We start from the raw sequence: 14,721 nt of genomic DNA, 5'->3' as shown, positions 1-14,721 counted from the left end.
CTGAAGACAGGTTCTAACATTGCTTGTTATCTAATTTTTTTAAGAATGCGTTTTACCACATTGGTCAATTGGTCTGATCCGTAGGAAATCAAAAAACTGGCGGGAGAATAAGCCCAGCGCTCGGGATGAGTTTGCAATATAACCGTTTGTTGGTTATGTTGTAAGAAGTTTATGATGTCCCGAGTTTTGCTAAACGATTCGGAACGCTCCTGCTGATTGACTTTATCGCGTAAATTATATTTTTCACCATCCCAGCGCCGTCCCGTATCGGTTAAATATAAAATATTTTTATAATCAATCGATAAGTAAGGTTCGCCAATAATTCCTAGACTTGTATAATCATAAGTTTTCCAAAGATCCCTATTGTCCCAGGGCGATAGTGGACGACCATGCATGCAGATGGTATTTACTTCTGAAAGTTGTCTAAAGTTATCCAGCTCTCGCTTAAAAATATGATAGGCTTTTTCAGAGTTTCCTTTGGCTTTGGCAAGCGTCTCATAATGATACCCTATTTCATGTCCCATGGCGGCAATTTCAAGGATGATTTTGGGTTTAAACGTTTGTGGCATATGGCGAAAATAATAGGTGGACTGAATTCCTAAATTTGCCTCAAGTTTAGCCATGTTAAGTGCATTTTTTGGCCTTCTATCCACATCATGCCGTAAAACAATTTTCTTTGCAGAAGAAGCAGGTTGATTGCTCATAAACTGCCTTACTGTGCAAGTGGCATGTTGCGTTTCCTGTATTTTCCGCAATAAATGTTCGTAAATGCTTAGAGTAAAATCCATCAAATGTCTCTATATTCAAACGTCATACCAAGTACCTACGTGCCCTGGATCAAGCGACTAAATCGCGGTTGTAATCCGAATCCATCCACATGGCAAATAAACACGTTTGAGCGCTCATAATGGAAGAAAATACAAAAGCTAACGCCGCCAGTCTTGGGATATAACCCGAAACGATCCAGACGTCAAAAATTCTTACCATGAAAGCCAAGCTTATGAAAAAGAGAAAGAAACCAAGAAAATAGAAAAACACCAACGGATGGAAATCTCGGATGATGTATTTTTCCTTAAGGCGCCAAAAGAAGAGCTTTAAGAGCAACCAGCTGATAGAAAATACTACTTTTCGGACTTTTATACCTGATTTTTCACCGACATTATAAACGGGTTTAATGATGACATCTTTCACACGAAAATTGTAAACATTTAAGCGCACCAGCAAGTCATTCGGTTGTCCATAGCGCTTGTACATGCTGTCCCAATCAATTTGTGCCAGTGCTTTTTTGTTAATGGCGGTGTAGCCAGTTTGTGAATCGGTGATATGCCAATAACCAGAAGCGATTTTGGTTAAAAGCGTTAAAATGGAGTTGCCAAAATAACGTATTTTAGGGATTTTTTTATAGGCTTCTCCGGAAGTAAGACGATTTCCCTTTGAATAATCAGCTTTATCTTCAACAACGGGATCAAGAATGGCTGGCAGATCGGCTGGATCCATTTGTGCGTCACCGGCCATGACGGCTGCCACATCAATGTGATTATCCCGTGCCCATTTATAACCTGTAGCAATGCCTCCGCCAACACCTTGATTGACTTCATGTTGAAGAAGAACGATTCTTTCGTGAGTTTTTTGATACTCTTTGACAACTTCAACGGTTTTATCCTTGCTGCAATCATCTATAATGACAATTTTATCGACAAAACCTGGCATGGTTTCAATGACTTTACCAATTTGAGTTTCTTCATTATAGGCAGGAACGACCACGCAAATGCTTTTTCCTTTATACACAGCTATATCCCAGGAGCATGAAAATGATACGATAGTATTTTATACAGACAGCGCAGTCAATAACTTGTTAGCCATTGTCTCCGTAAATGGCAAAAAATTGGTCATTATTGCCCAAGCAGACATCATTTCACAGCCTGCTTTTCCTAGACGTTGGCCTTTTTTAAAAAGAACCAAAAATGCCATCTTTGCATACGAAGTGAAGCAATTTAGACTGATTTTCAAAATTGCAATTCCAAACTAGACCATTGCTTCGCTAATGCTCCTAACTAACTTCAAAAAGTTAGTGCGGTACGTTTTCTAAGTCCCATATAAAGGCTCGTAAAGACAGTTTATCCGTCAATTTTTCAAAAAAGCCAACGTGTTCACTTTCGAAAATAAATTCTTTTTTACGCATAAATGGTAAAATAGGAATAATATTTAAGATATTTGCAAGAGATGGGAAAAACAGAGTCTAAAGTAATTTGGTATTGTCATCATTATGCTGGGGCACCTTCGCGGGGCATGTCTTATCGTCCTTATTATTTAACCCGGGAGTTTTGTCAGCTTGGCCATCAGGCCTATATTATTGGAGCAAGCTATCATCATTTACTCCATTCTACACAAGATGTAAAAGAACCAGTGCACCTGGAGATGGTGGATGGTGTTCCTTTCATTACTTTAAAAGTAAACCACTATGTAGGTAATGGCATTGGACGTGTGCAAAATATGCTGGGATACGCCTCGCGTTTTAAGAAACACGTAGGCGATTTGGTTTCATTAACTGGAAAACCTCATGTCATTATCGTGTCTTCCGCTCATCCATTTCACTATCGAATATTGGAAAAATATTCAAGACAATTTAAAGCAAAATTAATCTTTGAAGTGCGTGATTTATGGCCTCTTTCCTTGCAACAGTTGTTAAATATGCCACGTTGGAATCCTTTAATTTTGTGGTTGGCAAGCATAGAACGTCGGGCATATCGGAACGCGGACTGTGTGGTTTCTGTCTTGCAAGAAGCGTTTTCTTATATGAAAACCCGTGGTTTGACGTATGACCGTTTTCAAGTGATACCGAACGGCACAAACATACAGGAATTCCAGAATGAATGCTCGCTGTCCCAAGACTTGGAGCAATGGTTGCAATCCTTGAAAGTGCAAGGAAAATTTTTATTAGGGTATGCAGGTGCTATGGGTAAACCCAATGCCTTACAATATCTTATTCAAGCCATGGCATTGATTAGTCGGACAAACTCATCCATTCATTGTGTTTTGGTGGGCGATGGTCATTTAAAAAATGAATTGAATCAACAAGTAGTGCAGCTTGGATTGACTAATATAACTTTTTTGCCAGCCATCAAAAAACCTGAAGTTCCTGCCTTTCTAAAGCACATGGATGCGTTGTATTTGGGCTGGAACGAGGTTGATATTTATCGTTACGGTGTCAGTCCAAACAAATTGTTTGATTATATGATGGCTGCAAAGCCAATTATAGAATCAGGCGGAGAAGAGCAGAGCATCATAGAGAAAGTGGGATGTGGTTTGCAATGCAGGGCAGAAGACAGCGAAACCATTGCAAAGCTTATTATAAAAATAAGCAAGCTTTCAGAGATAGAAAAAAACAACATGGGTTTACGAGGGCAATCTGCAGTGCATGAACTCTACAATTATAAGATTTTAGCTGAAAAATACATCAAGCTTTTCTAAACACCTTAAGAAGGGAACCTTATGGCTTGATGGTTAATTTTTAAGCCAGTTGCTAATGTATTGTTGAGTAGCGTAGACGACGTTGATGAGTTGCTGATAAAGAAGTTCCAGTTGCTTGCGATGGCCTGCTTTATAATAGCGCTCTAGGTATTGGCAGGCGTATTTCATTTTAACGGTTCCAATGTAGACGGCGCCACCTTTCATTTTATGGGCAAGTTTTTCGATGGTTTCCCAATCTTTTTGTTCATGAGCGCTTTTAAGGTGGTTAATGTCATGTTGTATTTCCTCAGACATCATTAATTGTAAAATATCATGCATGGTTTCTTCATTACCAATGCTTTTTATGGCACTGTCCACATCAAGAAGGGGGTATTTATCGAGTGTAAATAACTCTTCTTCAGTATCGGGTAAATCAAGTCCTAATTTGCCGTACGAATCTGCAGTGACTTCGGATTTTTCTGTAGGGATGGAGTTTTTAGAGCTCAAATAAGTATTTAAAATGGCATGCATTTGATTAAGATTAATGGGTTTGCTGAAGATCTCATTCATGCCGGCTTTAAGGCATGAGGCTTTGATTTCTCCATCGGCATGTGCGGTGAGTCCGATGACAGGCATGGGATGTTTTTTGTGGTGGCTTTCCAGGCTGCGAATTTCTCTTGCCAGTTCATCCCCTGACATTCCTGGCAGTCCAATGTCTGTGATGACTAAATCAAACTCTTGCGACTGGACTAATTGCAATGCCTGCTCGGCATCAGAGATGGATAGGAATTGGCAGTTGCATTTGGTGGCGTAATTTTCAAGCATTTTAAGGGCGATGTGGTTGTCTTCCACCAATAAAAGCCGAGGTATAGACGCTTGCGTTGCTTGGGTGAAGTGAGTGTTGAGAACGTTTCCATGTTCTTGTTTGGTATGATTGGAATTGGATGATTGGATGAAGTCTTTATTAGAGCTAAATGGCAGCCACAAGTCAAAAAAGAACGTGGTTCCCACGCCAAGTTCGCTGGTTAATTGTATTTCACTGCCCAGCAAGCGCGTGTAAGCTTGAGCAATGTGTAAGCCTACGCCATGGCCGGTATAAATGCCTTTATAAGAAGGATTGACGCGATGAAAGCGGTCAAACACCTTGTCTTGCTGGTCTTTGGGGATACCAATGCCGGTATCGATGACTGCAAAATGGATGAGGGCTTGTTCTTTTTTTAGTGCAAGAAGCTTAACTTCGATGGTGATGGAGCCTTGATCCGTAAATTTAATGGCATTGCCCAATAGGTTTAATAAAATTCGATGAAGCTTGGTGCGATCGCTGATGAGGTATTGCGGCACTTCTTCGTCGACGTTCAATTGTAAATGTAATCCTTTTAATGTCGTTGAGGGTCGTTCGAGTCGAATAAGATCATTCAGACATTGTTTTAGATCAAACGTTTCTCGATGAATATCATATTCACTAACATGATCAGCGGAGGCGACGTCTAAAATACCATTAAGCAGATCCAGTAATTGCTCACCGCATTGATTTATCCATTCGGCATATTGTTGTTGTTCTGGATTTTTTGCGCTTTCTTTTAATAATTCGGACATGCCCACGATGCCGCTTAAAGGGGTGCGAATGTCGTGGCTCATGTTGGCAATAAATTCAGTTTTAGCTTGATTGGCTGCCTGGGCTTTTGCTCTGGCTTCTTTTAAAGCGGTAATATCCATTGAAATGCCGGCAATTCCTACAATGTCACCTTCTTGATTGCGTAGAGGAACTCGGCTTGTCAGAAAATTTGAACAGCTACCATCCGCATGAGGCATTGGAGGATCTTCTTTTCCTATAATAGGTATACCAGTACGCATGACCATCATATCGTCTTGTTTGAGTTTATCACCAAGACCTTCCGGCCAATTACAAAGCATGGATAATTCTTCATAGGTCTTGCCGCGAAATTCTTCTCGCGTCATGTTTAACATGGTTAATACATTTTGATTGCAGCCTATCATTTTTGAGTGTTTATCAACCCAGTAGAGATTGCAGGGAGTGTTTTCAATTAACGTTTCTAACTGATAAGTTTCATTGCGATACTTTTCTTCTAATTGCATGGTTTTCATTAAATAAAACCATTGAGAATGGATGATCGCGGTGTGTAATTGCCATTTGATTGGCAATTTGTGAATCAAGGAAGAGAATTCAAACATTGTATCTTTTCTATTTTGGATTAATTGGTCTTTGCTTATAAAGCAATCAATATTGGATTTGGAGCAAACTTCATCAAACAATGACCCAATCGCTAGAGAAGCTGGATAATTCAATAATGATTCAGCGTGTTGATTAAAGATAACCACATGAAATGATTCATTTAAAACGATAAGTGCTTCAGAGATTTGATCAGCAAGCACTCCGAGTAAAGGATGATATAAATTAGAACACTCTCGATCATTATTCATTCAAATGTGATATCCTTTCCGCACTTTGCGTAGTTATTTTTCTTAAAAACAATCAAATTAAAATAGGTCTTAACTTTAATTATATATAAGAAAAGGAAAAATATGGCTTTAACTTGTTGTTTGATAGGCGAAGATAGCTTGCTTATTCAATGCGGGAATCTGTTATTAAAAAGAAGTCATAAAATAGAACTTGTTGTATCTCCAGTAGCAGCTATCCAGGAATGGGCAAGAGATAACCGTATTTATTGGGTCTCCAAGATCACGGAACTGAATACTGATTTGTTACCCAACATGGATTATATTTTTAGTGTTGTCAACAGTTGTATTTTACCCAAGGAATTTATCGCGCTGGCTGATAAAGGTGTGATAAATTATCATGATTCTCCTTTACCGAAATACGCAGGCCTTAATTCAACCACATGGGCTATTTTAAATAATGAAAGGGAGCATGGAGTAACTTGGCATGTGGTTGATGAGAACATTGATGCCGGGGATGTGGTTAAACAAACAACCTTTGCTATTCATGAACAAGATACAGCATTTACCTTAAATCTTCGTTGTTATGAGCAGGCCATTCAAACCTTTACCGCACTGTTAGGTGATCTGGAACAAAATACTTTAACGTATAGCAGACAAGACTTGGATAAAAGAAGTTATTTTGGTAGAAGCCGCGTATTGCCAAATTCTGGTTTTATTGATTGGGATAATTTCACGGCAGAATACATTGAGCGCATGAGTCGTTCGCTGACGGTTGGCCATTACCATAATAACCTGGGTTCCTTAAAAATTTATATTAATAATGATTATTTCATTATTCCTCACGTTGACATTTCATCGTTTACAGCAAATGAACATGTGCCTGGCAAAGTGATTGCTATTGTTGAAAATGCCTTTCATATAACGACTATTACTCAGGTTATAAAAATAAATCATTTTCTTTCAAAAGAAGGCAAGGCTTTAACCATAGAGGACATGGCTGAACAATATGGTATTACTGAAGGTTTTCAATTTATGGCTTTGCCATCATCGCCAAGGATTGAAGATTTTTATAGTAAAGCATTAAAAAATGAAACTTACTGGCTTAGGCAATTAAAAGCGATAACGGATCACACCACCTTTTCTTCCATTGAAATTCAGAAAGGCGAACCATTTGAGGCTCTTGAGTCAGCCGTTTACCTGGATGAAATGTTGTCCTCCATCCATGGAGACACCCTAAAAACCATCCTTTTAAGCGCTATTTTAATTTATCTCTATCGTTTAAATGATTATGAAAACACAACCGTATCCGTTTTATGTACAAATTACAAAGAACTGGCTAATCAATTTGGTAATTTATTTTCTTCCTTTTTGCCGCTTCATGCTGATTGGCAGGCAGCAACTTCGTTAGAAAAAATGATTCAATATACGGCGGAAAACTGGGAGAAAGCGGAAAAACATGCCATCTTTTTGACGGACGTCTTGACCCGGTATCCTGAGCTAGAAGGGGGCGTTTTAAATTCACGCATCCTAATCAATATGACAGGGGAGTTAACAAACATTGAGTTACCTGAAAATACCGTCCTTTATTTTCAGTATGATGCAATGCATCAGGTGATTCGGATTTATCATCGTCTCAATGATGCTTATTATCCGGATAAAAACAGAGAAATTTTACTCAATATGCCTGGGCATATAAGCAATATTCTGCGCCATTTACTGTATAAACCGCATGTATTATCCCATGAATTTTGTTTTTTAACACCCCGAGAAAAACATACGTTATTGTCGGAGTTAGCCCAGGGTGAACGACGATCATTATCAGATATTTCCATTACAGCATTATTTGAAAAACAGGTAATGTTAAGGCCTCATCATCCAGCGATTGTGTTTGGAGAAACCACGGTTTCCTATTCAGCGTTGCTGGAGCAATCAGAGAAAGTAAGAGCATCGATTCATGAGATTGGCTTAAACTCCCAGTCACTCATTGGCATACACGTCAAAAGAAGCGTTGAAATGCTCGCCATTATTTTAGGCATTTTGCGGGCGGATTGCGTGTATGTTCCGCTGGATACAAAATACCCATTATTAAAAATTGATACGATTGTTCAGGAAGCCAATCTTGAACATCTCATCACTTCTGATAGGTATCTTGAGGAGTTAGAGACACATTTTAAAGCTAAGAAAGCAATCAAGTTGTATAGCATGGAAGCTATGTTAGCCAATCGGGAGAGTACTTCTGTGCACGTCATGCCTGAAGCTTGCGCACAGGTAGAAGATAAACTCGCCTATATCATGTTTACTTCGGGAACCACTGGTGTACCGAAAGGCGTGGCTGTTTCTCAAAGAAATGTTTTAAATTACTGTCATTGGTTTATTGAAACCACTCATTTTAATGCCACGTCCATTATGGATTTTTCTTCCTCCATTGCCTTTGATTTATCGGTTCCTTGCACGATTGCACCATTACTGGCAGGTGGCTGCATTGCCATTTGTGAAGAGAAAGAAAAAACAAATCCACAATGGTATTTACAGCATTTAAAAAAACATAAGATTACCCACACAGAATTAACACCTGGTTATATGGAAATGTTGCTTAATTACCCTGAGACGGTCAAAGAGCTTGTTGACTTAAACGTGTTGTTATTAGGTGCGGATGTGGTGCATTCACCGGAGGTATTGCAATGGCTGGAGCTTTGCCCAAACCATCAGATTGTCAATGAATACGGTCCAACGGAAACGACGGTTTCGGCAACGTCTTATTTTGTGCATAAGGAAATATTAGGTCGTGAATTGTCTGTGCCTATTGGAAGACCTGCTTTTAATTCGACTTGTTATATTTTGGATAAATTCAAAAATCCATGTCCATTAGGGATGAAGGGGGAGCTGTACATTGGTGGTGAACAGGTGACGTGCGGCTATTTCGGTAAACCCGAATTAACTCGAGAAAAATTCGTCGTTGTTTCTTTTCATCACAAGGAGGAGCGATGTTATCGAACGGGGGATCTTGTCGGCTGGCTTCCTGATGGTAATTTACAGTTTTATGGAAGAAACGATCATCAGGTGAAAATCCAGGGGTACCGTATTGAATTAGCAGGCATAGAATCCGTGCTTCTTAAGATTCCATCTGTTCATCAGGCGGTTGTCGTGGTGGAAAAAGGTCATTTTAAAGAAAAATACTTACGTGCTTATTTGGTAGCTGATGATAAAACCTTAAATATGAGTGATGTTAAAGCATTTTTATCGACCTATTTGCCTGCGTATATGATCCCGAAAGAGTATTGTATGACCAATAGCATCCCATTAAAGGAAAATGAAAAAATTGATTTTGAGGCGCTTGCAAAACAGCCCTGTCATTTTTTGACCTTTGATCATGATGTTGCCGAAGAACTTAATGAATTTGAACAAAAAATGATGCGTATTTGGCAACACGCATTTAACAATACCAACATTGCTGTTCATGATGATTTTTTTGATATTGGCGGCGATTCTTTGCTTGCCCTGCAGATTGTGACGGAATTAAAAAATGATTATCACATGGACATTCCCTTGTATTACCTTTTTGAATACCCAACCATTGCCAAATTTGCGAGCAAAATTGCTGAGCTTATTGAGAAAGTCGAGGCTATGCAAGTTAAGGGAAAGGAAAAACAACCTTCATCGCTGATTAAGCTTGCCAGCGGGAATTATGACATCCCCCTATTTTTTGTTCATCCTGTCGGCGGCTCTGTATTCTGGTATAAGCAATTGGCAAAGTACCTCGATGGTAAATATACCATCTACGGTATTCAAGACATCAGCATCGATGGCCATGATCTTCGTTTTGAAACGCTACAAGCCATGGCGAGTCATTATTTACAAGAGATTGCTCGTGTTTATTCAGGTGAGCGATATTGTTTGGCGGGAGCTTCCTTTGGTGCGACAGTGGCATTTGAAATGGCGCATCAGTTAGTAAAGTCGCATAAAAGAATTGAATTTCTTGGTTTATTGGATGGCTGGGCAGAATATCCGCAAAGACTTATGGAACAAAATACCATGGATCTACTGAGTCAGCGGGAAGATTCCGTGAGATTGATGGCGAAACATACGCAGCATTTGCAACAGCTGGAAGACTATAGAAAATCACTGTTGCTTAATTATCAGTTACCTGTTTTAGAAGCGGATGTCGTGTTATTTAAAGCGACGGAAATGTGGATACCGTTTGCTCAAATGGATGATCCATACAATCGCTGGCAGCCTTTTGTGCAGGGGCGCATAACGGTTTATAAAATACCAGGCAATCATGAAACCATGTTTTTTGATGCAAATGCGCATGTTTTGGCTCAGAGTTTGGACATGGCATTTTGATGCACCTATTAAAAACATATAAAAACGGCTTTATATGACAAAACCTGTTGAACTTTTAAATCAATGGCTTCAAGACGAGCGTGATGCTGGGGCACCTAATCCACAACAAGCTGTTCTGTGCACGGCGACCAAGGGAGCTGTTCCTCACAGCAGGGTGGTGGCTATCCGTGAAATTAATCCTGAAGGATTGCTATTTTTCACTCAAAAAGGAACGAGGAAGGTGACTGAGTTGAGCCAAAACCCAGTTGCTTCAATGACTTTCTGGTTTGAGTTATTACAACGACAAGTCATGATTGAAGGGACGGTTAAGGCACTGGGTAGTGCTAAAAATCAATATTATTGGCGAAGTTATCCTCGAGAAGCACAAGTCAGATTTTATAGTTACGCCCCCACTTCTGCTGAGCCCATTGCTAGTAAGCAAATACTCGAGGAAAAAAGAAGCAATGGGACGTGCAGTATGGCGGAGTTTCATTACCCATGAATGAATTTTACTGCGGTTTTAGAATAAAGCCTTTGAGGATGGTGTTTTATGCCTATCGTACCGATGAATTATCGGATGTTGTTGAGTATACTTATGTTTCAGAGGGATGGCATAAACGGCTATTATCACCGTAATGATCGTGAGATTAAGCCGTGAATTTATGGTGTAACTCGGTTCATAATATGTTCAATTAATAAACGAATATCCTTGCATTGATTGGGACGTTCTCCTTTGGGGCAGCGTGCAAGGCAATCCAGTAGCGACATCAAGTTAAGCAGGTGAATGGTGGTACGCCAATGTTCAGGTAACCTGTATTTTGATGTTAATCCCTGAAGAAAGGAATCTTCAAATTCTTTAGGCATGTGGTGGGCATAACGCAGCATGTTAGCGACGTCAAAAAGCGGGGAGCCGGCAAATGAAAATTCCCAATCTAAAATCCCGGAGACTTGCCATTCGTTGTTGGTTTTGGCAACCAGAATATTGGCAGGATCGTAGTCGCCATGAACCAAATGTGTCTCGCCTTCATCGGGAAAGAATAAGTTGAAGCGTTCGAGATAATGGCTGATGGTGGTTAGAATTTCAGGGCCTAATGTTTCCATAACCATGGTATTCCTTAAACATTGTTGGGCAAATTCCATATAACCATGTTGTGATGTCGGTTGAATAACATTTAATTCTTTATCAAAAAAGCCGGCTGCTGAAAATTGATGAGATTGAATTTCAGCAAGCAGGTTTCCTGTGGCAACCATGATGGCACTTAAGTCATAAGACCGATGGGTTAACAGCAAGTCTCTTAAAGTTATACCTGGAAGATATTCGGCTATTGCAAACAGATAATTTTCATCATGGCCGATAAAATAAATCTGGGGGATAGGAATGGTATGTTTTAAAAGTAACCCCAGCTTTTGTTCACGATAGGCTGCTTCTTTGTCACGTAAGTAAATACGCAAAATAAAAGGAGGCTTGTGCCTGGAGGCTAACTGAATTTGAATGTTCAAATTGGCACAACCCCCAGAAATGATTTTAAAAGATGAAAGTTTTTCAGCAGGAAAAGCCAATTTGATCATCGTTGCAATCGTATTAACAGACGGTTGGAACTGTTGGTTTGTTTTTTCCCAATGTTGTTTAAAAGTCACTGGTTTCCTTATAGAAGAAATATTCTAATCACGAACCCGGGTTACATCATCCTGGAGCGTTGAATGAAATTAAACCAATTTTTTTGTTTGTATATAAATGCAATAGCCACAAGTTATTCTTGTCTTTGCTTCACTACGTTCGCAACGACGATATCATCATTTAAGTGTTCATGAAAACGCTGTTCCACTTGTTTAATGGGGATTTCCGGGAGCCAGATTTTCCCAAGCACATCAAACCAGATTTTGGCGAGTGTTGGGATACAGTCAGGATGAGATTTGAGTAAATCAAGGGTTATCATCACGTGTACTTAACGAGCAGGTTATTTTTTGAGTTCATGCAGAATAACGGCATTTCCTTCAGAATCCACAATAATTGCCATTCTGCACACTGGAGAAGAAAAAACATCGAGTTTAAAATCCACTCCATTTTTTTTAAGTTGCGACATTAATAAATCAAGATCATCCACTTCAAAGGCAATACTTCCGCCGCTGAAAGCGCTTGGCTTAACGCCTTCAGCCAAAGTCGTTATTGCAAAACATCCACCATTGGGCAAATCATATTCTACCCAGCATCCATTTGCAGATATTTTATTTGGAATAAGTCCTAGATTATTTTTATAAAAAGCAATGGCTCGCTCCATGTTTTCAGCAGGATACATGGTAAAGGCTACTTTTTTTAACATGCTTATTTCCTTATTCTAAAATAACTTGATTGCCTGGCTAAGCAATCCTATCAGTTAGTAGGTTAAATCCTCCATCTGCGATGGATTCTTCTTGAAATAGTCTGCTTTGGTGAGGCGATACAGCACATGCCGTCTCAGCGGGCTATTTTTATCAAGTTTCGGATGATCAAAATCATCATTTGGATCATGATGCATACCAATTTTTTCCATGACTTTGCGAGACGCCATGTTATTAACAACTGTGAAAGAGACAATTTCATCAAGGTTTAGTCTTGTAAAAGCGTCATGGAGAACTGCTTTGGCACCTTCCGTCGCATAGCCTTGATTCCACTGCTTTGATGACAGTCGCCAGCCAATTTCAACAGCCGGGGTGAAATGGGCTTCAAAAGAAGGGGTCATCAAACCCAAAAAGCCAATCATGTCATGCGTGTTTTTTAATTCAACAGCATACAAAGTATAGTCTTTTTCATGATAATGGTTGATGCAACGTTGAATTCTTGCAGAGGTTTCTTCACGATTTCCGATTCCTGGCAAATATTGACAAACTTTTGGATCCTGATCGATGGCTGTCATGGCGTCCAAATCCTTGTCTTCCCAAGTGCGTAAAATTAGGCGTTTTGTTTCCAATATGTTCATGGTTCATTTAAATAGGCAGTTAGTCAAAACTTACTTCAAACATTACATTGGCTAGATTTTCTTTAATCGTCTCCTCCGTATTGTATTGCGTACGGCTCAAATACCCAATGATGAGATCGGTGGTTTTAGATAGTGATATCTTTATACCTAAAAACACGCGATTTTGGCTAATGGTTTTTTTTGAGACCCAATCCGGATGGTTAAGATTTAAAAAAATCTCATCATAAAGGATTGGGCGTGGCTTTATCTTGGGAAAAAGTTTCAATTCGACAAAACCACGTTCGCGAAGTCGTATGGCTTGTCCTTGGCCTAAGGTAGACAATCTATTTTCAAGCCGGGTGCGTGAAACCAAATTAATAGAGTTTGAATCAATCATCTTAATTTGGGCCTGCCCCCAGAATGCCTGGTTTATTCTTTCTGAATTATGAATTGATTGAAAAAAATCATAGCCAATCCATACACTGAGTTTTTTGCTGACGTTGTACGCCAAGGCTGGCCGCATTAATAATTCATCAACGTTGCTATGATTAAAATAAAATCTGCCTTCTGTTTTAAAATAAAAAAGAATGGTTTATTTTGATTGGAGGTAAAACGAAAACTATCCCAATTTCCATTGAGTGTTCTGTTTGAAAAAGACTCATTGCAATACAGGCAGAGTAACCAGAATGAAAGCAATAGTATCCGTTTCAATGAAAGGATCCTTATAAAAAAAATCGGATAATCATGCGTATGCCTAGCAATATGACAACAATTCCTGCCAACAACATAATAACTCTCGGCTGAATAAAACGGACCATAAGAGCGGCCAATGGAGCAGCAATGGCACCGCCAACAATCAAACCAAGAATGATAGGCCAATGAGACAGTCCTATTGTAAAGAAAAATGTGGCTGAAACGCTGACAGTTACTAAAAATTCCGTCAAATTAACCGAGCCAATTGTATAATGAGGTGTGGTGCCTTGTGCGAGTAAGTTTGAGGTTACAATAGGTCCCCAACCACCACCGCCAGAAGCATCAAAAAACCCACCAGCCAATCCGAGAGGAATTAAGCCCCGAGCTTCATCCGATGGTAATTTATGACTCTTGACTCGTTTCACAATGAATTTTTTTAGAGCCTGCCATAATTTTCCTCCTTGAGAAGCTTTATAGAGGATAAATCCACCCATCATGATTAAATAGAAAGCAATGAGAGGTCTTGCTATTTCTACTGGTATTTTTGTGAGTACATACGCTCCAATAATGCTGCCAATGATGCCTGGGATAGCCAAACGCCGGAATAAAGCATAATCAATGTTTTTAAACATGGCGTGTGAGAATCCTGAAATGCCTGTGGTTGCAATTTCGGCCGTATGCACAGCAGCACTGGCAACGGTTGGCGGGATTCCCATCGTAACGAGAACGCCAGTACTAATCACACCATAAGCCATACCTAACGCACCATCAACAATTTGTGCAGCAAAGCCTACTAGCACAAACAAAAGAAACTGGCTTATCATGAATTATTTCCTTAAAACAGTACATTTTCCTTTATTCCCATGAATAAGCTTAAGCTATGGGATGGGGAGTTAGT

General features: G+C 39.5%; 14 protein-coding genes. 5 read left to right on the top strand and 9 right to left on the bottom strand.

Annotated features, from left to right (window positions below):
- Positions 1 to 26: 26 nt before the first annotated feature.
- Both LOA_RS09265 and LOA_RS09260 read right to left on the bottom strand, forming a co-directional pair.
- On the bottom strand, positions 27 to 788 hold the full coding sequence (locus LOA_RS09265; protein WP_035894973.1) for a polysaccharide deacetylase family protein: 762 nt from the start codon (positions 786 to 788) through the stop codon (positions 27 to 29).
- Between the two features lie 49 nt (positions 789 to 837).
- Positions 838 to 1,788, bottom strand: a complete 951-nt coding sequence (locus LOA_RS09260) for a glycosyltransferase family 2 protein (protein WP_025386087.1) — start codon at positions 1,786 to 1,788, stop codon at positions 838 to 840.
- Between LOA_RS09260 and LOA_RS09255 the strand changes: the two genes are divergently transcribed.
- Entirely contained in the window at positions 1,769 to 2,029 is a 261-nt protein-coding gene (locus LOA_RS09255) for a hypothetical protein (RefSeq protein ID WP_025386086.1), read from the top strand. The genes LOA_RS09260 and LOA_RS09255 overlap by 20 nt on opposite strands.
- A gap of 194 nt (positions 2,030 to 2,223) precedes the next feature.
- The gene (locus LOA_RS09250) at positions 2,224 to 3,471 is read left to right on the top strand and encodes a glycosyltransferase family 4 protein (protein WP_025386085.1); all 1,248 of its coding nucleotides are present in this window, start codon (positions 2,224 to 2,226) and stop codon (positions 3,469 to 3,471) included.
- 33 nt (positions 3,472 to 3,504) lie between these two features.
- On the opposite strand, the gene LOA_RS09245 is transcribed toward LOA_RS09250, so the two are convergent.
- A complete protein-coding gene (locus LOA_RS09245) occupies positions 3,505 to 5,892 on the bottom strand; it encodes a PAS domain-containing sensor histidine kinase (protein WP_025386084.1) in 2,388 nt (795 codons plus the stop codon).
- Between the two features lie 102 nt (positions 5,893 to 5,994).
- Here LOA_RS09245 and LOA_RS09240 point away from each other — a divergent pair, with 102 nt between their 5' ends.
- Genes LOA_RS09240 through LOA_RS15405 form a run of 3 tightly spaced genes read left to right on the top strand, consistent with a single transcriptional unit; the run spans position 5,995 to position 10,830 of the window.
- On the top strand, positions 5,995 to 10,215 hold the full coding sequence (locus LOA_RS09240) for an amino acid adenylation domain-containing protein (protein ID WP_025386083.1): 4,221 nt from the start codon (positions 5,995 to 5,997) through the stop codon (positions 10,213 to 10,215).
- 34 nt (positions 10,216 to 10,249) lie between these two features.
- Positions 10,250 to 10,696: a pyridoxamine 5'-phosphate oxidase family protein gene (locus LOA_RS09235; protein WP_238551212.1), complete on the top strand. Its 447-nt coding sequence runs from the start codon at positions 10,250 to 10,252 to the stop codon at positions 10,694 to 10,696.
- Positions 10,693 to 10,830: a pyridoxine 5'-phosphate oxidase C-terminal domain-containing protein gene (locus LOA_RS15405; protein WP_238551211.1), complete on the top strand. Its 138-nt coding sequence runs from the start codon at positions 10,693 to 10,695 to the stop codon at positions 10,828 to 10,830. Before LOA_RS09235 ends, LOA_RS15405 begins: the two co-directional genes overlap by 4 nt.
- A 24-nt stretch (positions 10,831 to 10,854) precedes the next feature.
- Here the strand turns inward: LOA_RS15405 and LOA_RS09230 are convergent, their stop codons facing one another.
- The 6 genes from LOA_RS09230 to LOA_RS09205 all read right to left on the bottom strand — a co-directional run bounded on the left by LOA_RS09230 (position 10,855) and on the right by LOA_RS09205 (position 14,647).
- The gene (locus LOA_RS09230) at positions 10,855 to 11,832 is read right to left on the bottom strand and encodes a phosphotransferase family protein (protein WP_025386082.1); all 978 of its coding nucleotides are present in this window, start codon (positions 11,830 to 11,832) and stop codon (positions 10,855 to 10,857) included.
- 113 nt (positions 11,833 to 11,945) lie between these two features.
- Complete coding sequence (locus LOA_RS09225) at positions 11,946 to 12,134, bottom strand: hypothetical protein (RefSeq protein WP_147370122.1); 189 nt, start codon at positions 12,132 to 12,134, stop codon at positions 11,946 to 11,948.
- A gap of 18 nt (positions 12,135 to 12,152) precedes the next feature.
- Complete coding sequence (locus tag LOA_RS09220) at positions 12,153 to 12,515, bottom strand: VOC family protein (RefSeq protein WP_025386081.1); 363 nt, start codon at positions 12,513 to 12,515, stop codon at positions 12,153 to 12,155.
- A 54-nt stretch (positions 12,516 to 12,569) separates the two neighbouring features.
- Positions 12,570 to 13,151 carry a GNAT family N-acetyltransferase gene (locus LOA_RS09215; RefSeq protein WP_025386080.1) on the bottom strand — a complete coding sequence of 194 codons (582 nt, stop codon included), beginning with the start codon at positions 13,149 to 13,151 and terminating at the stop codon, positions 12,570 to 12,572.
- A gap of 19 nt (positions 13,152 to 13,170) precedes the next feature.
- The gene (locus tag LOA_RS09210) at positions 13,171 to 13,719 is read right to left on the bottom strand and encodes a DUF2490 domain-containing protein (protein ID WP_081726643.1); all 549 of its coding nucleotides are present in this window, start codon (positions 13,717 to 13,719) and stop codon (positions 13,171 to 13,173) included.
- Positions 13,720 to 13,852: 133 nt separating this feature from the next.
- Positions 13,853 to 14,647 carry a sulfite exporter TauE/SafE family protein gene (locus LOA_RS09205; protein WP_025386078.1) on the bottom strand — a complete coding sequence of 265 codons (795 nt, stop codon included), beginning with the start codon at positions 14,645 to 14,647 and terminating at the stop codon, positions 13,853 to 13,855.
- Between the last annotated feature and the right edge of the window lie 74 nt (positions 14,648 to 14,721).

This window comes from Legionella oakridgensis ATCC 33761 = DSM 21215 (assembly GCF_000512355.1).
GTDB classification, from domain to species: Bacteria; Pseudomonadota; Gammaproteobacteria; order Legionellales; family Legionellaceae; genus Legionella_A; species Legionella_A oakridgensis.
The sequence above is the reverse complement of the archived record's forward strand: the minus strand, read 5'-3'. Positions and strand labels throughout refer to the sequence as shown.

What these genes read in the sequence shown, in the direction of transcription:
- LOA_RS09215 (WP_025386080.1), bottom strand. Translation starts at nt 13,151, where the DNA reads ATGAACATATTGGAAACAAAACGCCTAATTTTACGCACTTGGGAAGAC.
- LOA_RS09265 (WP_035894973.1), bottom strand. Translation starts at nt 788, where the DNA reads ATGGATTTTACTCTAAGCATTTACGAACATTTATTGCGGAAAATACAG.
- LOA_RS09250 (WP_025386085.1), top strand. Translation starts at nt 2,224, where the DNA reads ATGGGAAAAACAGAGTCTAAAGTAATTTGGTATTGTCATCATTATGCT.
- LOA_RS09220 (WP_025386081.1), bottom strand. Translation starts at nt 12,515, where the DNA reads ATGTTAAAAAAAGTAGCCTTTACCATGTATCCTGCTGAAAACATGGAG.
- LOA_RS09235 (WP_238551212.1), top strand. Translation starts at nt 10,250, where the DNA reads ATGACAAAACCTGTTGAACTTTTAAATCAATGGCTTCAAGACGAGCGT.
- LOA_RS15405 (WP_238551211.1), top strand. Translation starts at nt 10,693, where the DNA reads ATGAATGAATTTTACTGCGGTTTTAGAATAAAGCCTTTGAGGATGGTG.
- LOA_RS09205 (WP_025386078.1), bottom strand. Translation starts at nt 14,647, where the DNA reads ATGATAAGCCAGTTTCTTTTGTTTGTGCTAGTAGGCTTTGCTGCACAA.
- LOA_RS09245 (WP_025386084.1), bottom strand. Translation starts at nt 5,892, where the DNA reads ATGAATAATGATCGAGAGTGTTCTAATTTATATCATCCTTTACTCGGA.
- LOA_RS09255 (WP_025386086.1), top strand. Translation starts at nt 1,769, where the DNA reads ATGCTTTTTCCTTTATACACAGCTATATCCCAGGAGCATGAAAATGAT.
- LOA_RS09240 (WP_025386083.1), top strand. Translation starts at nt 5,995, where the DNA reads ATGGCTTTAACTTGTTGTTTGATAGGCGAAGATAGCTTGCTTATTCAA.